Source organism: Mycobacterium sp. NGS45, assembly GCF_059812645.1.
Genome location: NZ_JCALDB010000002.1, coordinates 155,540 through 178,956 on the forward strand (window position 1 = coordinate 155,540; position 23,417 = coordinate 178,956).

At 68.8% G+C, this 23,417-nt stretch carries 20 protein-coding genes; 16 read left to right on the forward strand and 4 right to left on the reverse strand.

What is annotated here, in order from left to right; genetic code table 11:
- Positions 1-3 precede the first annotated feature (3 nt).
- On the reverse strand, positions 4-570 hold the full coding sequence (locus AC5Y3P_RS02995) for a TetR/AcrR family transcriptional regulator (RefSeq protein ID WP_500044412.1): 567 nt from the start codon (positions 568-570) through the stop codon (positions 4-6).
- A gap of 36 nt (positions 571-606) precedes the next feature.
- Positions 607-3,405: an aconitate hydratase gene (locus AC5Y3P_RS03000; RefSeq protein ID WP_500044413.1), complete on the reverse strand. Its 2,799-nt coding sequence runs from the start codon at positions 3,403-3,405 to the stop codon at positions 607-609.
- A gap of 224 nt (positions 3,406-3,629) precedes the next feature.
- Here AC5Y3P_RS03000 and AC5Y3P_RS03005 point away from each other — a divergent pair, with 224 nt between their 5' ends.
- From AC5Y3P_RS03005 to AC5Y3P_RS03045, 9 genes are all read left to right on the forward strand, one after another.
- The gene (locus AC5Y3P_RS03005) at positions 3,630-4,283 is read left to right on the forward strand and encodes an Rv1476 family membrane protein (protein WP_500044414.1); all 654 of its coding nucleotides are present in this window, start codon (positions 3,630-3,632) and stop codon (positions 4,281-4,283) included.
- A 240-nt stretch (positions 4,284-4,523) separates the two neighbouring features.
- Positions 4,524-5,963 carry an NlpC/P60 family peptidoglycan endopeptidase RipA gene (ripA, locus tag AC5Y3P_RS03010; RefSeq protein ID WP_500044556.1) on the forward strand — a complete coding sequence of 480 codons (1,440 nt, stop codon included), beginning with the start codon at positions 4,524-4,526 and terminating at the stop codon, positions 5,961-5,963.
- A gap of 19 nt (positions 5,964-5,982) precedes the next feature.
- Entirely contained in the window at positions 5,983-6,681 is a 699-nt protein-coding gene (gene ripB, locus AC5Y3P_RS03015; protein WP_500044415.1) for an NlpC/P60 family peptidoglycan endopeptidase RipB, read from the forward strand.
- Positions 6,682-6,872: 191 nt separating this feature from the next.
- Positions 6,873-8,012 (forward strand): chaperone MoxR1, encoded by a 1,140-nt coding sequence (gene moxR1, locus AC5Y3P_RS03020; protein WP_500044416.1) that lies wholly within the window; start codon positions 6,873-6,875, stop codon positions 8,010-8,012.
- Positions 8,009-8,953, forward strand: coding sequence for a DUF58 domain-containing protein (locus AC5Y3P_RS03025; RefSeq protein ID WP_500044417.1), 945 nt, complete (start codon positions 8,009-8,011; stop codon positions 8,951-8,953). Before moxR1 ends, AC5Y3P_RS03025 begins: the two co-directional genes overlap by 4 nt.
- A gap of 48 nt (positions 8,954-9,001) precedes the next feature.
- A complete protein-coding gene (locus AC5Y3P_RS03030; RefSeq protein ID WP_500044418.1) occupies positions 9,002-10,009 on the forward strand; it encodes a VWA domain-containing protein in 1,008 nt (335 codons plus the stop codon).
- Positions 10,010-10,062: 53 nt separating this feature from the next.
- Complete coding sequence (fabG1, locus tag AC5Y3P_RS03035; protein ID WP_500044419.1) at positions 10,063-10,824, forward strand: 3-oxoacyl-ACP reductase FabG1; 762 nt, start codon at positions 10,063-10,065, stop codon at positions 10,822-10,824.
- A gap of 51 nt (positions 10,825-10,875) precedes the next feature.
- The gene (gene inhA, locus AC5Y3P_RS03040; protein ID WP_500044420.1) at positions 10,876-11,685 is read left to right on the forward strand and encodes an NADH-dependent enoyl-ACP reductase InhA; all 810 of its coding nucleotides are present in this window, start codon (positions 10,876-10,878) and stop codon (positions 11,683-11,685) included.
- Between the two features lie 84 nt (positions 11,686-11,769).
- A complete protein-coding gene (locus AC5Y3P_RS03045) occupies positions 11,770-12,780 on the forward strand; it encodes a ferrochelatase (RefSeq protein ID WP_500044421.1) in 1,011 nt (336 codons plus the stop codon).
- Here AC5Y3P_RS03045 and AC5Y3P_RS03050 read toward each other — a convergent pair.
- A complete protein-coding gene (locus AC5Y3P_RS03050; RefSeq protein ID WP_500044422.1) occupies positions 12,777-13,631 on the reverse strand; it encodes an Rv1486c family protein in 855 nt (284 codons plus the stop codon). The genes AC5Y3P_RS03045 and AC5Y3P_RS03050 overlap by 4 nt on opposite strands.
- Before the next feature lie 86 nt (positions 13,632-13,717).
- Here AC5Y3P_RS03050 and AC5Y3P_RS03055 point away from each other — a divergent pair, with 86 nt between their 5' ends.
- From AC5Y3P_RS03055 to AC5Y3P_RS03065, 3 genes are read left to right on the forward strand one after another with little or no spacing between them, the layout of a single operon-like run.
- Positions 13,718-14,152, forward strand: coding sequence for an NfeD family protein (locus AC5Y3P_RS03055; RefSeq protein ID WP_500044423.1), 435 nt, complete (start codon positions 13,718-13,720; stop codon positions 14,150-14,152).
- Between the two features lie 57 nt (positions 14,153-14,209).
- The gene (locus AC5Y3P_RS03060) at positions 14,210-15,421 is read left to right on the forward strand and encodes an SPFH domain-containing protein (protein WP_500044424.1); all 1,212 of its coding nucleotides are present in this window, start codon (positions 14,210-14,212) and stop codon (positions 15,419-15,421) included.
- The gene (locus AC5Y3P_RS03065) at positions 15,418-15,771 is read left to right on the forward strand and encodes a DoxX family protein (protein WP_500044425.1); all 354 of its coding nucleotides are present in this window, start codon (positions 15,418-15,420) and stop codon (positions 15,769-15,771) included. The genes AC5Y3P_RS03060 and AC5Y3P_RS03065 overlap by 4 nt, the downstream gene beginning before the upstream one ends.
- Before the next feature lie 8 nt (positions 15,772-15,779).
- Here AC5Y3P_RS03065 and AC5Y3P_RS03070 read toward each other — a convergent pair whose 3' ends face one another.
- Positions 15,780-16,541, reverse strand: a complete 762-nt coding sequence (locus tag AC5Y3P_RS03070; RefSeq protein WP_500044426.1) for a TVP38/TMEM64 family protein — start codon at positions 16,539-16,541, stop codon at positions 15,780-15,782.
- A 145-nt stretch (positions 16,542-16,686) separates the two neighbouring features.
- On the opposite strand from AC5Y3P_RS03070, the gene mutA reads away from it, so the two are divergent.
- The 4 genes from mutA (at position 16,687) to lipL (ending at position 23,283) form a co-directional block, all read left to right on the forward strand.
- The gene (gene mutA / locus AC5Y3P_RS03075) at positions 16,687-18,579 is read left to right on the forward strand and encodes a methylmalonyl-CoA mutase small subunit (RefSeq protein WP_500044427.1); all 1,893 of its coding nucleotides are present in this window, start codon (positions 16,687-16,689) and stop codon (positions 18,577-18,579) included.
- Position 18,580: 1 nt separating this feature from the next.
- Positions 18,581-20,842, forward strand: coding sequence for a methylmalonyl-CoA mutase (gene scpA, locus AC5Y3P_RS03080; RefSeq protein WP_500044428.1), 2,262 nt, complete (start codon positions 18,581-18,583; stop codon positions 20,840-20,842).
- Positions 20,843-21,832 carry a methylmalonyl Co-A mutase-associated GTPase MeaB gene (meaB, locus tag AC5Y3P_RS03085; protein WP_500044429.1) on the forward strand — a complete coding sequence of 330 codons (990 nt, stop codon included), beginning with the start codon at positions 20,843-20,845 and terminating at the stop codon, positions 21,830-21,832. It begins immediately after the preceding gene.
- 179 nt (positions 21,833-22,011) lie between these two features.
- Positions 22,012-23,283, forward strand: coding sequence for an esterase/beta-lactamase LipL (gene lipL / locus AC5Y3P_RS03090; RefSeq protein ID WP_500044430.1), 1,272 nt, complete (start codon positions 22,012-22,014; stop codon positions 23,281-23,283).
- Positions 23,284-23,417: the final 134 nt, after the last annotated feature.

Genomic DNA, 23,417 nt, shown 5'->3' on the forward strand with positions numbered 1-23,417 from the left:
CGGCTACTGCGGCTGGCGCACCGAATCTTCGACCAGATCCAGCACGGCCGACAACCGTTCGGGATCCTCGCCGGCGGCGACTCGCGCCACCAGCCCGTCGAGCACCATCTCCAGATAGGTCTGCAGGACGTCGTCGGGAACGTCCTCGCGCAACCGGCCGGCTTCTTTCTGCCGCAGCAACCGGTCATGGGTTGCGGCGGACAACTCGGCCGAACGTTCGGTCCAGCCCCGCCGGAACTCCGGGTCGTTGCGCAGCTTGCGGGCGATCTCCACCCGGGTGGCCAGCCAGTCGAACTGGTCGGGGGCCGCAAGCAGGTTGCGCATCACCTGGATCAGGCCTTCCCGCGAAGCCACGTCGGCCATGCGTTCGGCGTCTTCCCGGGCCAACTCGAAGAACAAGGAATCCTTGTCCCGAAAGTGGTGGAAGATCGCTCCGCGGGAAAGCCCGATTGCCTCCTCGAGGCGGCGCACCGTCGCCTGTTCGTAGCCGTATTCGGCGAAACAGCGACGGGCGCCGTCGAGGATCTGCCGGCGCCGGGCCGCCAGATGCTCCTCGCTGACTTTGGGCATCAGCTCAGGGCTCTAGTCCGTGCACCCGTACCCCGGTCAGGACCTCAGCATGTTGCGCAGCACGTACTGCAAGATGCCGCCGTTGCGGTAGTAATCGGCCTCACCGGGGGTGTCGATCCGGACCACCGCGTCGAACTCGACCTTCTCGCCGTTATCCCGGGTCGCGGTCACCTTGACCGTCTTCGGGGTCTTGCCGGCGTTGAGCTCCTCGATGCCGGTGATGTCGTAGGTCTCAGTGCCATCCAGCTTGAGGCTGGCTGCCGACTCGCCCTCGGGGAACTGCAGTGGGATGACACCCATACCGATCAGGTTGGAGCGGTGGATGCGCTCGAAGGACTCGGTGATCACCGCGCGCACACCCAGCAGCGTGGTGCCCTTGGCCGCCCAGTCCCGCGAGCTGCCCGAGCCGTACTCCTTGCCGCCGAGCACCACCAGCGGGATGCCGGCCTTCTGGTAGTTGACCGCGGCGTCGTAGATGAACGCCTGCGGCCCGCCATCCTGGGTGAAGTCGCGGGTGTACCCGCCGGAGACGTCGTCGAGCAGCTGGTTGCGCAGCCGGATGTTGGCGAACGTGCCGCGGATCATCACCTCGTGGTTGCCGCGCCGCGACCCCAGCGAGTTGAAGTCCTTGGGCTCCACCCCGTTGGCTTCCAGGTAATCCGCGGCGGGCGTGCCCTTCTTGATGCTGCCGGCCGGCGAGATGTGGTCGGTGGTCACCGAATCGCCCAGCAGCGCAAGCACTCTGGCGCCCTTGATGTCGGTGACCGGCTCCGGCTCGGCGGGCATGCCGTCGAAGTACGGGGCCTTGCGCACATAGGTGGACGCGTCATCCCACGCGAAGGTGTTGCCCTCCGGGGTGGGCAGCGAGCGCCAGCGCTCATCGCCCTTGAACACGTCGGCGTAGGAGTCGGTGAACATCTCCCGGTTGATCGAGGAGGTGATGGTCTCCTGGATCTCGGCGGCCGACGGCCAGATGTCCTTGAGGAAGACGTCGTTGCCGTCGTTGTCCTGACCCAGCGGTTCGGTCTCGAAGTCGAAGTCCATGGTGCCGGCGATGGCGTAGGCAATCACCAGCGGCGGTGAGGCCAGGTAGTTCATCTTGACGTCGGGGGAGATGCGGCCCTCGAAGTTGCGGTTGCCGGACAGCACCGCGGCCACCGACAGGTCGTTGTCGTTGACCGCCGCCGAGATCTCGTCGGGCAGCGGGCCGGTGTTGCCGATGCAGGTGGTGCAGCCGTAGCCACCCAGGTGGAAGCCGAGCTTCTCCAGGTAGGGCCACAGGCCGGCCTTGTTGTAGTAGTCGGTGACCACCTGTGAACCCGGCGCCATGTTGGTCTTGACCCACGGCTTGGAGGTCAGACCCTTCTCGACGGCCTTCTTGGCCAGCAGCGCCGCGCCCAACATGACCGAGGGGTTGGAGGTGTTGGTGCAGCTGGTGATGCCGGCGACCACGACTGCGCCGTGGTCGAGCACGAACGTGCCGCGTTCCTCGGAGACCACCTTGACCGGCTTGGACGGGCGGCCGTGCGAACCGCGGGCCGCCGAGCACACCACCGCCTCTTCCTCGGCAAAGGTCAATTTGGCCGGATCCGAGGCCGGGAAGCTGTCGTCCAGCGCATCGTCGAGGTCGGTGTAGGCGGGCGTGTTGCCCTCCTCGACGTAGTTGTGGATGTCCTTGCGGAACGCGTTCTTGGCGTCGGACAGCTCGATGCGGTCCTGCGGGCGCTTGGGCCCGGCGATCGAGGGCACCACGGTGGACAGGTCCAGCTCGATGTACTCGGAGAACACCGGTTCGCGATCCGGGTCGTGCCACATGCCCTGTTCCTTGGCGTAGGCCTCGACCAGGGCGAGTTGCTCCTCGGTGCGGCCGGTCAGCCGCAGGTAGTTGATGGTCTCCTCGTCGATCGGGAAGATCGCCGCGGTGGAACCGAATTCGGGGCTCATGTTGCCCAGCGTGGCGCGGTTGGCCAGCGGCACCTCGGCCACGCCCTTGCCGTAGAACTCGACGAACTTGCCGACCACGCCGTGCTTGCGCAGCATGTCGGTCGCGGTGAGCACCACATCGGTGGCCGTCACGCCGGGCTTGATCTCGCCGGTCAGCTTGAAGCCGACCACCCGGGGGATCAGCATCGAAACGGGCTGGCCCAGCATGGCGGCCTCGGCCTCGATGCCACCGACACCCCAGCCCAGCACGCCGAGACCGTTGACCATGGTGGTGTGGCTGTCGGTGCCCACGCAGGTGTCCGGGTAGGCGACACCGTCGCGTTCGAAGACCACGCGGGCCAGGTATTCGATATTGACCTGGTGCACGATGCCGGTGCCCGGCGGGACCACCTTGAAGTCGTCGAAGGCGCCCTGGCCCCAGCGCAGGAACTGATAGCGCTCGCCGTTGCGCTGGTACTCGAGTTCCACGTTGCGTTCGAAGGCGTCGGCCCGGCCGAACACGTCCAGGATCACCGAGTGGTCGATCACCAGCTCGGCCGGAGCCAGCGGGTTGACCTTCTCCGGGTCACCGCCCAAGGCTGCGACGGCCTCGCGCATGGTGGCCAGGTCGACGATGCAGGGCACGCCGGTGAAGTCCTGCATCACCACGCGCGCCGGGGTGAACTGGATTTCGATGCTGGGCTCGGCCTTCGGGTCCCAGTTGGCGATTGCCTCGATGTGTTCCTTGGTGATGTTGGCACCGTCCTCGGTGCGCAACAGGTTCTCGGCCAGAACCTTGAGACTGTAGGGAAGCTTTTCGGTGCCGGGTACCGCGTCGAGGCGGTAGATCTCGTAGCTGTTGTCTCCGACCTCGAGCGTGGCATGCGCTCCGAATGAATTCTTGCTGGTCACATCGACTCCCGGCGTTTAGTTGTCCTCGCAGACGGGCTGTGCCTGCGATCGACCCCAATCCTAACAGTACGCGCGTACTGCATTGCGGCGGGGCCAGCTACCGCTCGCGCGGCTCCCCTCCAGTCTCTCGCCCGAGGCCGGACGGTGCCAGTGTTGGGGCGGGCTGATTCGACGCGGGCGCGTGTTGTCCGACCGGCGTGGCGCCGTGCCGTACGGTGCTGAACATGTCCGGCATGCATGTCCCGCCCACGCTCGGTCCGATCCTCGGCCCGGCACTGCCCGCCCGCATCCCCGACGAACTGTGCGTGACGCTCGACATCGACCCGCGTGACCCGGCGGCTCCCGACGCGTGTGTGGCCGCGATGCGCGACGACGTCGGCCGCGACGGGTTCAGCGCGCGCGGCCTGGAGCCGGCCCAGCGCGATCAGTTGCAGCAAATCGTCACCGATGCGCGAGGCGACGGAGTGGATCTCAAGGTCGTGGTCCTGGACCAGAATCCGCCGATGGATTCCTGGTTGCGCGACGTCGCCGTCGAGGTGGGCAACGTGCATCCGGACGCCACCGTGCTGGTGCTCAGCCCGTCCTTTGCCGGTACCTACAGCACGCAGTTCGATCGGGTCACGCTGGAGGCCGGCGAAGACCTGGCCAAGACCGGTAATCCGGTGCAATCCACGCAGAATTTCGTCAGTCAGTTGAACACCCCGATATTTCCCTGGACCACACTGACCATTGCCTTGTTGATGCTCGTCGCGGGAATTGCGGTATTGGTTCGAGTGGGTCAGGTGCGGGGCCGCAAGCCGGCCGTGGCCGCCGCCGGTCCGGGGCCGTCATCGGCGGAAAAAGCCCAGGCAGACAGCACTTCCGTGGGTGAGGGCTGACGACCCGGCCGGCCCCCGGCCCGGGATTCGTACTTTCATTCGAATTACCGTTCGGTCTCCGTTCGGTCACATTCATTTAATTACAGTTTTGTAATTTGTGACTGAAGTTTCATTAGCGACAGCTGTGACGTACGGTGCAAAGGGTGCCTATTGATGTACATGTGTCCCTAGTGGCTGCTGGGCACTGGGCTATCGGGGTGATTCGAGCCATGAGGAGACGTCGTGAGTCCTGACAGGCGCATGCATCGCCTTTCTCCTGCGTTTGCGCTCGTCCTGCTGTTCAGCACGCCCGGCGTCCTGACGCCGACGCTGTCGCCGGCGGCGTCCGCCAGCCCGGATGAGCTGGCCACCCTGATCGGTGACGTCGCCGAGGCCAACCAGCGGCTCGATGAGCTCGGGGCCGCGATCCAGCTCGAGCAGGAAGCCGTCAACAAGGCACTGGTCGACGTGCAGACCGCGCGCGACGAGGCCGCGGCCGCCCAACGCGAGCTGGAGGCCAGCCAGCTGGCCATCGAGGATTCGAACGCCGCGATCGAAGAGGCTCAGCGCAAGTACAACCGGTACGCGATCGCCAGCTATATGAGTGGCCCGTCTCGCTCCTACCTGAGCGCGTCGAACCCGGACGACCTGATTGCCGCCGCAACCGCGGGACACACCCTGCGGATCTCCACCGAGCGGGTGCTGAACAACCTGCGCAAGGCCCGCACCGAACAGGTGAACCGGGAGTCGCTGGCCCGGGCGGCCAAGGAGAAGGCCGACCAGGCGGCCGCCGACGCGCAGGCCAGCCAGGACCAAGCGGTCGCCGCCCTCACCGATGCGCAGCACAAGTTCGCCGAACAGCGTACGCAGATCGACCGGCTGGCCGCCGAGCGCGACGCGGCCCGGGTCAAGCTCGCGGCCGCGCGCAGCCAACTGGCCCCAGCCGCCGCGCCGACGTCGGGTCCGGCCGGCGCGCCCAGCCCGCAAGCCGCACCCGGCCCGGCCGCCGGAACCCCGGCCCCGGCACCCGCGGCCGGCAACCCCGACTGGGACCGCGGCCCGACACCGGCCCAAGCGCCGCCGTTCGGTGACGTCTCGCAGTGGGACACCACGCTGCCGATGGTGCCCAGCGCCTTCGTCTCTGGTGACCCGGTCGCCATCGTCAACGCCGTGCTGCAGATCTCGGCGACCTCGGCGCAGGTCACCGCCGATCTCGGCCGCAAGTTCCTGGAGAAGGTCGGGATCCTCAAGCCCGCCGACACCGGGATCAACAACGGTCAGATTCCGCGGGTGTACGGCCGGCAGGCCTCCGAGTACGTGATCCAGCGCGGCATGTCGCAGATGGGCGTGCCGTACTCGTGGGGTGGTGGCAACGCGGCCGGTCCGAGCCGCGGCATCGACTCGGGTGCCAACACCGTCGGCTTCGACTGCTCGGGACTGGTGCTCTACGCGTTCGCCGGGGTAGGCATCAAGCTGCCGCACTATTCGGGGTCGCAGTACAAGATGGGCCGCCAGATTCCGTCGTCGCAGATGCGCCGCGGCGACGTGATCTTCTACGGACCGGGCGGCTCCCAGCACGTGACGATCTACCTCGGTAACGGCCAGATGCTCGAGGCGCCCTACACCGGGTCGCACGTCAAGGTCTCGCCGGTGCGCACCAGCGGGATGACACCGTTCGTGGTGCGTTACATCGAGTACTAATCCGATGGAGTCAAACTGCATGCCTTTCAAGCTGTTTCGTCGCCTCCGAATACTGGCGCTGGCCGTTGCGAGCTGCGCGCTGCTGTTCGGGGTGGCCGCACCGGCAGCAGCCGAGCCCGGCCAGTGGGATCCCACGCTGCCGGCCCGGCCCAGTTCCGGCGCACCGGGTGACCCGGTGGCGATCGCCAACGCGTCCTTCGAGGCGAGCCGGATCGCGCTGGAGACCACGCAGAGCCTGGGCAAGAAGTTCCTGTCCAGCATCGGTCTGGGTGGCAACGACGCCCCCGCGTCCTTCCCGGGCGGGCGAGTGCGGGGTCCGCAGGCCATCGAGTACGTGATCCGGCGCGGCGGCTCCCAGATGGGCGTGCCGTACTCCTGGGGCGGTGGGACGCTGACCGGGCCCGGCCCTGGCGTCGACGGTGACGAAGGCAAGATCGGCTACGACTGCTCGGGCTTCACCCGATATGCCTTCGCGGGCGTGGGTGTGCAGATCCCGAAGTACTCCGGAGACCAGTACGACACCGGTCGTAAGGTGCCGCTGTCCCAGGTCAAGCGCGGCGACCTGCTGTTCTGGGGCCCGGGCGGCTCCCAGCACGTCGCGTTGTTCCTCGGTGCCGGTCAGATGCTGGAGGCGTCCAGCAGCGCCGGCAAGGTCACCGTCAGCCAGGTTCGCACCGCGGGACTGCAGCCATACGCAGCGCGCATCATCGAGTCCTGACCGGTCCGGCCGGGTCTGAGCCCTGACTGAGCAAACCCTGATAACCGGTGGGGCACGTCGACGGATGTGCGCCTGCCTGGAATAGTTGAGCCCGGGCACGCGCGCGGCCACCGATTCGGGTGCGACCGACGCCCGCTGTCCAGCTGTAACCTAGAAGACCAGCCGCGCGCAGAATGTGGAGGAACGCGTCGATGACGTCACCTGGTGGGCCGCCCAATTACACGTCCGGGAACACTCCCGGTGCCCATGCGGCTCCGCCGTCGTCTGCGGCACCCAACGGAACCAACGGACTCGCATCCGAGGTGCACACCCTGGAACGCGCCATCTTCGAGGTCAAGCGCATCATCGTGGGCCAGGACCAGCTCGTCGAGCGCATCCTGGTCGGCCTGCTGGCCAAGGGGCACGTGCTGCTCGAGGGTGTGCCCGGGGTGGCCAAGACCCTGGCCGTGGAGACCTTCGCCAAGGTGGTCGGCGGATCGTTCGCGCGCATCCAGTTCACCCCCGACCTGGTGCCCACCGACATCATCGGCACCCGGATCTACCGCCAGGGCCGCGAGGAGTTCGACATCGAACTCGGCCCGGTGGTGTGTAACTTCCTGCTCGCCGACGAGATCAACCGCGCCCCGGCCAAGGTGCAGTCCGCGCTGCTCGAGGTGATGGCCGAACGCAAGATCTCGATCGGTGGCAAGACCTACCCGCTGCCCAAGCCGTTCCTGGTGATGGCCACCCAGAACCCGATCGAGAACGAGGGCGTCTACCCGCTGCCGGAAGCCCAGCGTGACCGCTTCCTGTTCAAGATCAACGTCGGCTACCCGACGCCCGAGGAAGAGCGCGAGATCATCTACCGGATGGGTGTCACCCCGCCGGAGCCCAAGCAGATCCTCAACCCCGGCGACCTGCTGCGGTTGCAGGAAACCGCGGCCAACAACTTTGTGCACCACGCCCTGGTGGACTACGTGGTGCGGGTCATCACCGCCACCCGGGTGCCCGAACAGTTCGGCCTGTCCGACGTCAAGTCCTGGATCTCGTTCGGCGCCTCGCCGCGTGCCTCGCTCGGCGTGATCGCCGCCGCGCGCGCGCTGGCGCTGGTGCGCGGCCGCGACTACGTCATCCCGCAGGACGTCATCGAGGTCATCCCGGATGTGCTGCGCCACCGCCTGGTGCTGACCTATGACGCGCTGGCCGACGACATCTCACCGGAGACCGTGATCAACCGGATCCTGCAGACGGTTGCCTTGCCGCAGGTCAATGCCGTTCCGCAGCAAGGTCATTCGGTACCGCCGGTGGTTCCGGCGGCGGCTTCGGCAGCTGCGGCGACTGGCGGTCTGTGAGCGAACGCGAGGTCGCACATCCGCCGTCGTTCCAGCGCGGTGAGATCGGCGACCCGAAGCTGTCGGCGGCGCTGCGCACCCTCGAACTCACGGTGCGGCGCAAGCTCGACGGGGTGCTGCACGGCAACCACCTCGGTCTGATCCCCGGACCGGGATCTGAACCGGGGGAGTCGCGCATCTACCAGCCCGGCGACGACGTGCGCCGGATGGACTGGTCGGTCACCGCCCGCACCACCCATCCGCACGTGCGGCAGATGATCGCCGACCGCGAACTCGAGACCTGGCTGGTGGTCGACATGTCGGCCAGCCTCGACTTCGGCACCGCCGGCTGTGAGAAACGTGACCTCGCGGTGGCGGCGGCAGCGGCCATCACCTACCTCAACAGTGGCGGCGGCAACCGGCTCGGTGCACTGGTCGCCAACGGCGACAACATCATTCGGGTGCCCGCCCGATCCGGTCGGCAACACGAGCAGTCGCTGCTGCGGGCCATCGCCACCTCACCGCGCGCCCCGGTGGGGGTGCGCGGCGACCTCGCGGTGGCGATCGACGCGCTGCGCCGGCCCGAGCGCCGGCGCGGCATGGCCGTGATCATCAGTGACTTCCTCGGCCCGATCAACTGGATGCGGCCGCTGCGCGCCATCGCGGCCCGCCACGAAGTGCTCGGCATCGAGGTGCTCGACCCGCGCGACGTGTCACTGCCGGCGGTCGGCGAGGTGGTGCTGCAAGACACCGAGAGCGGCCGCACCCGCGAGTTCACCATCGACGAAACGCTGCGCGAAGACTTCGCCAACGCCGCCGCCGCGCACCGCGCAGAGGTGGCCCGGACGCTGCGCCGCTGCGGTGCGCCGCTGCTGTCGCTGAGCACCGACCGGGACTGGATCGCCGATATCGTGCGGTTCGTGGCCTCGCGTCGACGCGGTGCGCTGGCCGGGCAACAGTGACCGAACGATCGCCATACCGACACCAACCGATGAAATGACACTGCACCAATGACCTTGCCGTTGCTCGGGCCGATGTCGCTGTCCGGCTTCAAGTACCCGTGGGCCCTGCTGTTCCTGCTCGTCGTCGCCGGACTGATCGCGCTGTACGTGATGGTTCAGCTGTCCCGGGAGCGGCGGGTGCTGCGCTTCGCGAACCTGGAGATGCTGGAAAGCGTCGCCCCGGAACGGCCCAGCCAGTGGCGGCACCTCCCGGCGATCCTGCTGGTCCTCTCGCTGGTGTTGCTGACCATCGCGATGGCCGGGCCCACCCATGACGTCCGGGTACCGCGCAACCGCGCCGTGGTGGTGCTGGTGATGGACACGTCGCAATCCATGCGGGCCACCGACGTCGAGCCCAACCGGCTGGAAGCCGCCCAGGAAGCAGCCAAGAAGTTCGCCGACGAACTGACCCCGGGCATCAACCTCGGCCTGATCTCCTACGCCGGCACCGCGACCGTGCTGGTGTCGCCGACCACCAGCCGCGAATCCACCAAGGCCGCGATCGACAAACTGCAACTGGCCGACCGCACCGCGACCGGCGAAGGCATCTTCACCGCGCTGCAGGCCATCGCCACGGTGGGCGCCGTGATCGGCGGCGGCGACGAGCCCCCGCCGGCGCGCATCGTGTTGTTCTCCGACGGCAAGGAGACCGTGCCGTCCAACCCGGACAACCCCAAGGGCGCCTTCACCGCCGCGCGCACCGCCAAGGACCAGGGCGTGCCGATCTCGACGATCTCGTTCGGCACCCCGTACGGCTATGTCGAGATCGAGGGTCAGCGCCAACCGGTGCCGGTCGACGACCAGACCCTGCGCAAGGTCGCCGAACTGTCCGGCGGCAACAGCTTCTCTGCCTCCAACCTGGCCGAGCTCAACCGGGTGTTCGAGGACCTGCAGCAGCAGATCGGCTACGAGACCATCAAGGGCGACGCCAGTGTGGGCTGGCTGCGGCTGGGGTCGCTGATCTTGGCGCTGGCTGCACTGGCCGCACTGCTGATCAACCGCAGGCTGCCCGGCTGAGCCGCACCGACGGGATTTCGGCGAACGGCCGACGAAACGATAAGTTGTCCGACATGACAGATACCGCGCCCTCCGACGCCGCCCCCGCAGCAGGCGGCAAGCCGCCGTTCGTTTCCCGGTCCGTGCTGGTGACCGGTGGAAACCGGGGGATCGGCTTGGCCATCGCGCAGCGGTTGGCCGCCGACGGCCACAAGGTGGCCGTCACGCACCGCGGTTCCGGTGCACCCGAGGGCCTGTTCGGCGTGGTCTGCGACGTCACCGACAACGCGGCCGTCGACCGCGCCTTCAGGGAGGTCGAGGAGCACCAGGGCCCGGTCGAGGTGCTGGTGGCCAACGCCGGCATCTCCAAGGATGCGTTCTTGATGCGGATGACCGAGGAACGCTTCGAAGAGGTCATCAACGCCAACCTGACCGGCGCGTTCCGGGTGACCCAGCGGGCGTCGCGCAGCATGCAGCGCAAGCGCTTCGGTCGGATCATCTACATCGGCTCGGTATCGGGCATGTGGGGGATCGGTAACCAGGCCAACTACGCGGCCGCCAAGGCCGGTCTGATCGGGATGGCCCGCTCGATCTCGCGGGAACTGTCCAAGGCCGGCGTGACCGCGAACGTGGTGGCCCCCGGCTACATCGACACCGAGATGACCCGAGCGCTCGACGAGCGCATCCAGGAAGGTGCCCTGGAGTTCATCCCGGCCAAGCGGGTCGGCACCGCCGAAGAAGTCGCCGGTGCGGTCAGCTTCCTGGCCTCCGAGGACGCCAGCTACATCGCCGGCGCGGTGATCCCGGTCGACGGCGGCATGGGCATGGGCCACTGATCCAACCTGGCACAACTGAACTTTCGCTGAACTCAAGAAGGAGTCCCACTCATGGCAGGTCTGCTCGAAGGCAAACGCATCCTGGTTTCCGGGATCATCACCGACTCATCGATCGCGTTCCACATCGCCAAGGTGGCCCAGGAGGCCGGCGCCGAGTTGGTGCTGACCGGGTTCGACCGGATGAAGCTGATCCAGCGCATCGCTGACCGGCTGCCGAACAAGGCGCCGCTGATCGAACTCGACGTGCAGAACTCCGAGCACCTCGATTCGCTCGCAGCCCGGGTCACCGAGGTGATCGGCGCGGACAACAAGCTCGACGGCGTGGTGCACTCGATCGGTTTCATGCCGCAGTCCGGGATGGGCGTCAACCCGTTCTTCGATGCGCCCTACGAGGACGTCGCCAAGGGCATCCACATCTCGGCCTACTCGTATGCGTCGCTGGCCAAGGCCCTGCTGCCGATCATGAACCCGGGCGGCGGGATCGTCGGCATGGACTTCGACCCGACCCGCGCGATGCCGGCCTACAACTGGATGACGGTGGCCAAGAGCGCGCTGGAATCGGTCAACCGCTTCGTCGCACGCGAGGCGGGTCCGTTCGGCGTGCGCTCCAATCTCGTTGCGGCAGGACCGATCCGGACGCTGGCGATGAGCGCCATCGTCGGCGGCGCGCTCGGCGACGAAGCCGGTGAGCAGATGCGCCTGCTCGAGGAGGGCTGGGATCAGCGCGCCCCGATCGGCTGGAACATGAAGGATCCGACGCCGGTGGCCAAGACGGTCTGCGCGCTGCTGTCGGACTGGCTGCCGGCCACCACCGGCACCATCATCTACGCCGACGGCGGCGCCTCCACCCAGCTGCTTTGATTTCTCGCCGAAATCGCATTCCGGCGGGGGTGCACTCGCATGAATTCTGCCGGACTGCCGTTTCGGCGGTGGACGGGAGATGACGTGAGCGACGTCGACGCGCTGCTACTGCTGTCATTCGGCGGGCCGGAAGCACCCGATGAGGTCATACCGTTTTTGGGCAACGTCACCCGTGGGCGCAACATCCCGGAGCAGCGGCTGGCCGAGGTGGCTGAGCACTACTACCACTTCGGCGGGGTCTCACCGATCAATGGCATCAACCGCGCGCTGATCGAGCAGATCCGGCCCCGGCTGGACCTGCCGGTGTACTTCGGCAACCGCAATTGGGCACCGTACGTCGAGGACACCGTCGCGGCCATGCGCGACGACGGCGTCCGCCGGGCCGCGGTGTTCGCCACCTCGGCCTGGGGCGGGTACTCGGGCTGCACGCAGTACACCGAGGACATCGCCCGGGCCCGGGCGGCCGTCGGCGCCGGCGCACCCGAACTGGTCAAGCTGCGCCAGTATTTCGACCACCCGCTGTTGGTGGCGCACTTCGCCGACGCGATCGCCGCGGCCCGCGACACCTTGCCGCACGACCTGCGCAGCCAGGCCCGGTTGGTGTTCACCGCGCACTCGGTGCCGATCGCCGCCGACGAGCGGCACGGCCCGGGGCTGTACCGGCGCCAGGTCGGTTACGCAGCCCGGCTGGTCGCGGCGGCCGCCGGCTACCACGACTACGACCAGGTGTGGCAATCGCGTTCGGGTCCGCCGCAGGTGCCGTGGCTCGAGCCGGACATCGCCGATCACCTCGCGGTGTGCAGCCAACGCGGTGAGCGCGCCGTGATCGTCTGCCCGCTCGGGTTCGTGGCCGACCACATCGAGGTGGTCTGGGACCTGGACACCGAACTGCGCGAACAAGCCGAAGCCGCCGGTATCGCGTTGGCCCGCGCATCGACACCCAACGCCAGTCCGCGGTTCGCCGAGCTGGTGGTGAGCCTGGTCGACGAGCTGCGCTACGGCCGGCCGGCCCAGCGGGTGCCCGACGGTGACCCGGTACCGGGATACGGCGCCAGCGTGAACGGGGCGCCGTGCTCGCCGTACTGCTGCGGTTAGCGCCAGGCCGACGCCACGATCGCCTCGATCGCGGCCAACCGCGCCGAGCGCACCACCGTGCTCAGCGGACGTAGCGCATCACCGGCGATCTGCATCTCCGACGAGGACTGCGTGGAGATCGGCATCAGCCCGGCACTGACGGTGATGATCGCCTCGACGTGCGCAGCGTTGTCCAACACCCGCACCGCGCGACACGGCGCGTGCTCGGGCAGCTGATGCCGGCGCGCGGACTCCAGCAGCTGTTCGACCATGCCGCGCGGATCGTCGACGTCGACGCCGGTGCCGCCGGCCCGCAGCGCGGTCAACGCTTCGGCCGCACTGCGCACGGCGGACCGCAGCGCGTACTCGGCGTCGCCGAGCTCGATGTGCTCACCGCAGGGCAGACCCGGAAGCGAATAAGCGGTCCAGGACACCGAACTCGGTTCGGCGTCCAAGTCGGGGAAGACCGGGTCATCCTCGTCGGTGCAGAATTCCGGCACCAGTCCGAGGTACGCGCCGTGCACCGTGCTGATCGACACCGCTTCACCGACGGCGAGTGCGTCGCGGGCGAACGTGGTGCCGGCCGGTAGGCCGCGTACGTCGCCGGGGACCGGCAGGGCGACCCCGAGCCGGGGACCGGCCGGTGCGGAACCGCCGGCGGCGGCCCGCATGGTCTGCAGCAGCGACACCGCCCCGGCGTCGTCCACATCCGGCCACGGCAGACCGGTGCAGCCGGCCGCGGTGGCATCGTAGGCCGTCACCGAATGTCTTGGTGCCCAGAGGGATAACGCGTCCAGGACGTCATCGGGCGCGGCCTGGCCGGCCAGCCAGGCGTTAGCCCAGATCGTCAACGAAGCACTCGGACACCACATGATGAACGCAGTGTAATGGCAGTTTCCGGGCCCGGCCGGGTACGCGAGCTCGGCGGCTGTGGCGCGGCGCACGATATCCTGGCGTCATGACCGTAGCCCTGATCTGGCTCGTCGTGGCGCTGGTGCTGATCGGTGCAGAAGCTCTCACCGGTGACCTGTTCCTGCTCATGCTGGGCGGTGGCGCGTTGGCCTCCGCCGGCAGCAGCGCGGTGTTCGACTTTCCGGTATGGGTCGACGGTGTGGTCTTCCTGGTGGTTTCGGTCCTGCTGCTGGTGCTGGTGCGTCCCGCGCTGAAACGTCGGATGCGCTCCCCGGAGGCGCTGGCCGGCAGCATCGAAGCGCTGGAGGGCAAGCACGCGTTGGTTCTGGACCAGGTCAGTGCGCACCAGGGCCGGGTCAAGCTCGACGGCGAGGAGTGGAGTGCCCGCCCATTCAACGAAACCGACGTGTACCAGGAAGGTGAGCACGTCACGGTGATGCGCATCGACGGTGCGACCGCCGTGGTGTGGAAGAACGACTAGCAGTACGACACGACCGAGAACGACGACCGAGAACGATCGACTGGCAAGGGGAATCTCGTGGACGGTGCGGCAGCCGGGTTGGTACTTCTGCTCATATTGGTGGTGCTGGCCATCATCGTGGTGGCCAAATCGGTGGCGCTGATCCCGCAGGCCGAGGCCGCGGTGATCGAACGGCTGGGGCGGTACAGCCGCACCGTCAGCGGTCAGCTGACTTTGTTGGTGCCGTTCATCGATCGCATCCGGGCCCGGGTCGACCTGCGCGAACGGGTGGTGTCCTTCCCGCCGCAGCCGGTGATCACCGAGGACAACCTGACCCTCGACATCGACACCGTGGTGTACTTCCGGGTCACCAACCCGCAGGCCGCGGTGTACGAGATCAGCAACTACATCGTGGGTGTCGAGCAGTTGACCACCACCACGCTGCGCAACGTGGTCGGCGGCATGACCCTGGAACAGACCCTGACCTCGCGCGATCAGATCAACCGCCAATTGCGCGGGGTGCTCGACGAAGCCACCGGCAAATGGGGTCTGCGGGTGGCGCGGGTCGAGTTGCGCAGCATCGACCCGCCACCGTCGATCCAGGACTCGATGGAAAAACAGATGCGCGCCGACCGCGAGAAGCGCGCCATGATCCTGACCGCCGAGGGCACCCGGGAGGCCGCGATCAAGCAGGCCGAGGGGCAGAAACAGGCCCAGATCCTGTCGGCCGAGGGTGCCAAGCAGGCCGCGATCCTGTCCGCCGAAGCCGAGCGGCAGTCCCGCATCCTGCGCGCCCAGGGTGAACGCGCCGCGCAGTACCTGCAGGCCCAGGGTCAGGCCAAGGCGATCGAGAAGACCTTCGCGGCGATCAAGGCCGGTCGGCCCACCCCGGAACTGCTGGCCTACCAGTATCTGCAGACGCTGCCGAAGATGGCCCAGGGCGAGGCCAACAAGGTCTGGGTGGTGCCCAGCGACTTCGGTTCCGCGCTGCAGGGCTTCACCAAGATGCTCGGCGCACCGGGCGAGGACGGCGTGTTCCGCTACACGCCGTCGCCGGTGGACGACGACCTGGCCCGGCCCGAGGACGACTCCGAAGAGGTGGCCGACTGGTTCGAAACCAAGACCGACCCGGCGATCGCGCAGGCCGTCGCCAAGGCCGAAGCCGAGGCCCGCACGCCTGCGCCGGCGCTGCATGAGACACCGGTACAGACGGGTCTGCCCGGCGGAGCGCACCGCGCTGAGTCCAGTCCGACCGATGTCTACCCGCAGCAACCGGGAGGCCAGCAGTGAGCGGGTTGACTTCGCCCAAGACCTATTACGGTCTGGCGGCCTTCCAGGCCGTCGACGCCGCGCTGTGTGTGCCGCCGGTGCCGCCGATCAAGCAAGCGCTGGACACCGTGGGCCTGCCCGAGCGGTACCGGCCGATCCTGCCGGCGGTCAAGGCGGCCTCGGCGGTGGGTCTGGCTTCGGTGACGCGGTTCCCGACGCTGGCCCGGCTGACCACGTTGCTGCTCACCATCTACTTCGCCTTGGCGGCCGGATCGCATGTCCGGGTCAAGGATTGGAGCCCGGGTTTGGTCGCGTCGTCGAGCTTCCTGGCGCTGTTCGCGACGTTGACGGTCAAAGGGCCGCAGCGCTAGCCCGGAACCTATTGGACCAGATCGTCGATCGGCTGCCCGGCGGGTAGCGCATCGGCATTCGCATTGTCGGCGTCGCGATGCCGGCGGTGCGCGCGGACCTCATAGACCAGACCGGCCAATCCCACACACGCGGTGACCGCCGACACCGCCACCAGCATCGGGCTCACCTGCCCGGTCAGGGCATCGCCGAGGATCACCACCGCGGCCGTGCCGGGCAGCAGACCCAGGACGGTCGCCGCGGTGTAGGGCCAGAGTCGCACCGCCGACGCGCCGACCGCGTAATTGATCACCGAGAACGGCACGGCCGGGATGAAGCGCAGCGACAGTACCGCCAGCCAACCGCGCCGGGCCAGGTGCGCGTCGACGCTGTCGATCGCTGGGTGCCGGACCAGTCTGGACAACTGCCAGCCCACGGCGCGCACCAGCACCACGGCCAGCACGGCGCTGATGGTGCTGGCCGCCACCGCGAGCACGATGCCCAATGCCGAACCGAACAGCAGGCCGGCCGCCACCGTGAACGCGGTGCGGGGGAGCGGCAACACCGTCACCAGGGCGTGCGCGGTCAAGAACGCCAGCGGAAACCAGGGGCCCAGCGAGCGGGCCCAGTCCCGCAGCTGCAAAGCGGTGGGTAGCGGTACCAGCAGCGCGACTGCGACGAGAATCACAATGCCGATCGAGGTGGCTACCACCCGGCGTGGCGGCAGCTGAGCAGCAATGGCCAGGGTCGTCGCGCGAACCTGGCGCAAAGTGCGATTTAGCGTGCTGGCCACGGGGATCAAGGGTACGGGGCGTGGTTGAACAATGCGTTTCCGGCGAGCTGGTGTCGGTCCGCCGGGCCGGTGTAGGCGGGTGCTGAGCCGGGATCGCCATCATTTAGCCTGAAGGTCACGCGGTCCGCCCCATCTTGGGGCCCGCATGCTGCGACAACAGGAGCTGCCGGTGTCCTCTGAGGCCTCAGTCGTATCCGCCGACCCCGCCGATTTGTCGGCGGCGCTCGAGCGCTGGCGCAAGGGGGTGGCCGGCGTCCTCGCCAAGAGCACCCGCAAAGACGTCTCCGAGCTGCCGGCCGAGCCGGAGCGGCTGCTCGACACCGCAACCTACGAGGGCTTCGACGTCCGGGCGCTCTACACCGCGCTGGATGCGCACCCCGAACCCGCGCTGCCGGGCCGGTGGCCGTTCGTGCGCGGCGGGGACGCCACCCGCGACGTGCTGACCGGGTGGAAGGTCGCCGAGACGTTCCCGGCGGTGCCCGGCGCGGTGACGGGGGCGACCGGCAACGGGGTGGTGCTGGCGGCGTTGACCGAGGGCGTCAGCGCGCTGGCGCTGCGGGTCGGGGCCGACGGCGTCCCCGCCGCCGAACTGGACGGCCTGCTCGACGGTGTGTTCATCGAACTCGTCCCGGTGATCCTGCACGCCGGTGCCGACTTCTCGGCGGCGGCCGAGTCGATGCTTGCGCTGCTGGCGCCGCTGGACACCGAGCGACGCGCGACGCTGTCGGTGGATTTGGGTGCCGATCCGCTGACCGCCGCGCTGCACCGGCGTCCGGCGCCCAGCCTCGCCGAGGTGGCCGCGGTGGCCGCCCGGCTGACCGAGTTCGGTGGCCGGGCGCGCGCGGTCACCGTTGACGGTCCGGCGCTGCACGACCTGGGCGCCAACGCCGCCTGGGAACTGGCCGGGGTGATCGCGGCCGGCGTGGACCACCTGCGGGCACTGACCGATGCCGGGCTGTCCGTGGCCGATGCGATCGACCAGATCAGCTTGCGGCTGGCCGCCGACGACGACCAGTTCATGACGATCGCCAAGTTCCGGGCCGCGCGTCAACTGTGGGCCCGGGTGGCAGAGGTGGTCGGTGTGCCCGAGCACGGCGCCGCCGTCGTACACGCCACCAGCTCGCTGCCCATGATGACCCAGCGCGATCCCTGGGTGAACATGCTGCGCAGCACCCTGGCGGCATTCGGCGCCGGGGTCGGCGGTGCCGACACCGTGCTGGTGTATCCCTTCGACGTCGCGATCGAGGGCGGGGCGCCCGGAGTCTCGGCCAGCTTCTCGCGCCGGATCGCCCGCAACACCCAGCTGCTGCTGCTCGAGGAGTCCCATCTGGGCCGGGTGCTCGACCCCGCAGGCGGCTCCTGGTTCGTCGAGGATCTCACCGAGCAGCTGGCCGCCCAGGCCTGGCAGAACTTCCAGGCGATCGAGGGCCGCGGCGGGTTCGCGGCAGCCCAGGACTTCGTCAGCGAGCAGATCGGCGAGGTGGCCCAGCGCCGCAGCGCCGACATCGCCCACCGCCGCACCTCCGTGACCGGCGTCAACGAGTTCCCCAACCTCGGTGAGGCGCCGCTGCCCGGTGGCGACCCGCTGCCCGCCGTGGCTCGCTACGCCGCCGGGTTCGAAGCCCTGCGGGACCGTTCGGATGCCTACCTGGCCGGCCACGGCGAGCGGCCCAAGGTGCTGCTGCTGCCACTCGGTCCGCTGGCCGAGCACAACGTGCGCACCACGTTCGCGACCAACCTGCTGGCCTCCGGCGGCATCGCAGCGGTCAATCCCGGCCCGCTGGACGCCGACGGCGTGGCCGCCGCGGTCGGCGCGGCCGGTACCAAGGTCGCGGTGGTGTGCGGCACCGACGCGCGGTACGGCAGTGAGGCCGCAGCCGTGCTGGCTGCCGCCCGGGCTGCCGGCGTCGAGCAGCTCTACCTGGCCGGCCCGCAGCGCGCGGTGGCCGAGTCCGCGGAGCAACCCGATGACTTCCTGACCGCGAAAATCGATGCGGTCGAAGCACTTTCCAACCTGCTGACCCGATTGGGGGCATGACGTGACCGCCACCAAACCCACCATCGACAGCTTCGCCGAGGTGCCGCTGCACGGCGCCGACGTGGCCGGGGAGCACACTGCCGACGAGGTCAGCGAACTGGTCGCGGCCGCCGCGAACGCGCACGGCTACGCACCCGAACAGCTGGACTGGGCCACCCCGGAAGGCATCGACGTCAAGCCGGTCTACGTGGCCGCCGACCGGGCCGCGGCGGCGTCCGCCGGCTACCCGGTGGACAGCTTCCCGGGCGAACCGCCGTTCATCCGCGGGCCCTACCCGACGATGTACGTCAACCAGCCGTGGACCATCCGGCAGTACGCCGGCTTCTCCACCGCCGCCGAATCCAACGCGTTCTACCGACGCAACCTGGCCGCCGGCCAGAAGGGCCTGTCGGTGGCCTTCGACCTGGCCACCCACCGCGGCTACGACTCGGATCACCCGCGGGTGGCCGGTGACGTCGGCATGGCCGGTGTGGCGATCGACTCGATCCTGGACATGCGCCAGCTGTTCGACGGCATCGACCTGGGCTCGGTGTCGGTCTCGATGACCATGAACGGTGCGGTGCTGCCGATCCTGGCGCTCTACGTGGTGGCCGCCGAGGAACAGGGGGTGCCGCCGGAGAAGCTGGCCGGGACCATCCAGAACGACATCCTCAAAGAGTTCATGGTCCGCAACACCTACATCTATCCGCCCAAGCCGTCGATGCGGATCATCTCCGACATCTTCGGCTACACCAGCGCGAAGATGCCCAAGTTCAACAGCATCTCGATCTCGGGCTATCACATCCAGGAAGCCGGTGCGACAGCTGATCTGGAGCTGGCCTACACGCTGGCCGACGGCGTCGAGTACATCAAGGCCGGCCTGGATGCCGGGCTGGACATCGACAAGTTCGCGCCCCGGTTGTCGTTCTTCTGGGGCATCGGGATGAACTTCTTCATGGAGGTGGCCAAGCTGCGGGCCGGCCGGCTACTGTGGAGTGAGCTGGTGGCGCAGTTCGACCCGAAGAGCGCCAAATCGCTGTCGCTGCGCACGCATTCGCAGACCTCGGGTTGGTCGCTGACCGCCCAGGACGTCTACAACAACGTCGCGCGCACCTGCGTGGAGGCGATGGCCGCCACCCAGGGTCACACTCAGTCGCTGCACACCAACGCCCTGGACGAGGCGCTGGCGCTGCCGACCGACTTCTCGGCCCGGATCGCCCGCAACACCCAGCTGCTGCTGCAGCAGGAGTCCGGCACCACCCGGCCGATCGACCCGTGGGGCGGCTCCTACTACGTGGAGTGGCTGACCCATCAGCTCGCCGAGCGGGCACGGGCCCACATCGCCGAGGTCACCGAGCACGGCGGCATGGCTCAGGCCATCGATGACGGTATCCCCAAGCTGCGCATCGAGGAGGCCGCCGCACGCACCCAGGCCCGCATCGACTCCGGGGCCCAGCCGCTGATCGGCGTGAACAAGTACCAGGTGGCCGAGGACCAAGAGATCGAGGTGCTCAAGGTCGAGAACAGCCGGGTGCGGGCCGAGCAGCTGGCCAAGCTGGAGCGGCTGCGCGCCGAACGTGACGAGGCCGCGACCCAGGCCGCACTGGCCGAATTGAGCCGCGCCGCAGCCGAAACCGGTGTCGCCGGTGAAGACGGGCTGGGCAACAACCTGCTCGCGCTGGCGATCGACGCCGCGCGCGCGATGGCCACCCTGGGTGAGATCTCCGACGCACTGGAGAAGGTGTACGGCCGCCATCAGGCCGAGATCCGGACCATCGCGGGGGTCTACCGCGACGAGGTGGGCGGGAGCGGAAACGTGACACAGATCGGACGGGCCACCGAGCTGGTGGAACGCTTCGCCGAGGCCGACGGGCGTCGGCCACGCATCCTGGTGGCCAAGATGGGCCAGGACGGCCACGATCGCGGTCAGAAGGTGATTGCGACGGCGTTCGCCGACATCGGCTTCGACGTCGACGTCGGCTCGCTGTTCTCGACGCCCGATGAGGTGGCCCGGCAGGCCGCCGACAACGACGTGCACGTGGTCGGGGTGTCGTCGTTGGCCGCCGGTCACCTGACCCTGGTGCCGGCGCTGCGCGACGCGCTGGCCGAGGCGGGTCGACCCGACATCATGATCGTGGTCGGTGGGGTGATCCCGCCGGGCGACTTCGACGAGCTCTACGCCGCCGGGGCGACCGCGATCTACCCGCCCGGCACGGTGATCGCCGATGCCGCGGTCGGACTGCTGGAGAAGTTGGCCGCGCGACTGGAGTATGACCTGAGCTAAATGGCCGTCAAACCCTCCAGCACCGTCGAAGGACTCGCCGACGCGATTCGTCGCGGTGACCGCTCAGCTCTGGCCCGGGCCATCACGCTGGTCGAATCCACCCGCACCGATCACCGCGCCCGAGCCCAGCAGCTGCTGCTGGAGCTGGCGCCGGAAGCGGGCCGGTCCATGCACGTCGGCATCACCGGCGTGCCCGGGGTAGGCAAGTCGACCTCCATCGAAGCGCTCGGCATGCACGTGATCGAGCAGGGCCACCGGGTCGCCGTGCTGGCCGTGGACCCGTCCTCGACCCGCACCGGCGGTTCCATCCTGGGGGACAAGACCCGGATGTCGCGGCTGGCCGCGTCGCCGGACGCCTACATCCGGCCGTCGCCGACGTCGGGCACCCTCGGCGGGGTGGCCCGGGCCACCCGCGAGACCATCGTGCTGCTGGAGGCCGCCGGATTCGACGTGATCCTGGTCGAGACGGTCGGGGTCGGGCAGTCCGAGGTGACCGTCTCGGGCATGGTGGACACCTTCGTGTTCCTGACGCTGGCCCGCACCGGCGATCAGCTGCAGGGCATCAAGAAGGGCGTGCTGGAGCTGGCCGACATCGTGGTGGTGAACAAGGCCGACGGGCCGCACGTCACCGAGGCGCGCAAGGCCGCACGCGAGCTGGCCGGCGCCATCCGGCTCATCTACCCGCGTGAAACACTATGGCGCCCACCGGTATTGACCATGTCGGCGGTCGAAGGCGCCGGTGTCGGCGAGCTGTGGGACACCGTGCTGCGGCACCGCGACGTGCTCACCGAAGCCGGCGAGTTCGAGGCCCGTCGGCGCGCGCAGCAGGTGGAGTGGACCTGGTCGATGGTGCGTGACGCGGTGCTCGACCGGGTGCTCACGCATCCGGAGGTCAGGGCGATTCGCGCCGAGGTGGAACGGCAGGTGCGCGACGGCGAATCCACCCCCGCGCTGGCCGCCCAGCAAATCATCGACGCGGCGGCACTCTGAGCTCTCGGCGAGTTCGCCAGCGTCGCAGTCTGTGGTACCGGCGGCGGGTTTCGGAGGACCCCGGCTGGAACACCTGCGCGCCTGGTAGAGCGCGGTTGCGGCGACCGACTCGGATCAGTGACGTAACAGAGTAGTAACTTTGCGTTTCTTTGCCGTGCACGGGGGTAAATTCCATTCTCATGAGCTCAGAACACGATGGGGCGCTGCCCCGCGGCGTGCATGGCGCCGCGGATCCGAACTTCGCGCTGGCGGTGCGCAGCTTCGCCGCGATGTTCCCGCACCGGCGTCTCGGCGGTGGCGCGCTGGCGGTGTACCTGCACGGTGAGCCCGTCGTCGACGTCTGGACCGGGTGGTCGGACCGGCGCGGGCGGACCCGCTGGTCGGCGGACACCGGGGCGATGGTGTTCTCCGCGACCAAGGGGGTGGCCTCCACGGTGATCCACCGGCTCGCCGACCGTGGCCTGATCGACTACGACGCACCGGTCGCCGAATATTGGCGCGAGTTTGCCGCCAACGGCAAGGCCGACATCACGGTGCGCGAGGTGATGGCGCACCGGGCCGGCTTGGCGCACCTGAACGGGGTGAGCAAGTCCGACATCCTGGACCACGTCGGCATGGAGGAGCGGATGGCGGCGGCCGCGCCGAACGGCCAGCGCGGCCGGGCGGCGTATCACGCGTTGACCTACGGCTGGTTGCTGTCCGGTCTGACCCGGTCCATCACCGGCAAGGGCATGCGCACCCTGATCCGGGAGGAAGTCGCCGCACCGCTCGGGGTGGACGGGCTGCACCTGGGTCGACCGCCGGTCTCGGCGCACACCCGGGCTGCGCAGATCATCCATCCGCAGCTGAGCCTGGCGCTCCCACTGGCCGGCCGGCTGGCTCCATGGGCTGCCGCCAATCCACGCACGGCCGGTTTCGGTGCGCTCTACTTCCCGGGCATGACGTCGGTGGTGCAGGGCAACCTGGAACTGCTGGACAGCGAGATCCCGGCCGCCAACGGGGTGGCCACCGCGCGTGGGTTGGCCAGGATGTACGGCGCGCTGGCCAACGGTGGGATGCTCGACGGCACGCCGTACCTGTCCGCGCAGCGGGTTGCCGGCCTGCGCGGCCGGCGCAGTCTGCGTCCGGACGCCAGCCTGGGCATCCCGATGTCCTTCCACCTCGGCTATCACGGGCTGCCGGTGCCTCGGGTGCTGTCCGGTTTCGGGCATGTCGGGCTCGGTGGTTCGGTGGGCTGGGCCGATCCCGACTCCGGTCTGGCCATCGGCTTCGTGCACAACCGTCTGCTCACCCCGCTGGTGCTGACCGACCACGCCGGCTTCGTCGGCACCGCTGCGCTGGCCCGCCGGGGTGCCGCGGCGGCCCGTCGCAACGGCTATCACCGGGTCCCGGACTTCGGTGCCCGCTATCCGGCGCCGGCCACGGCGCCCGCCGCCGCATCGCCGGCCTGACGCGCTGGGCGCCCGCCGAGGTGGCCGGCACCGACGATTTGCACGGGTCATTAAACTTGAGCCAACGGCGCTGATCCGGCCATCACCGGGGAGCCTCCGGAAGAACGGCGTGACCCGCCCAGTAGAACCGGACG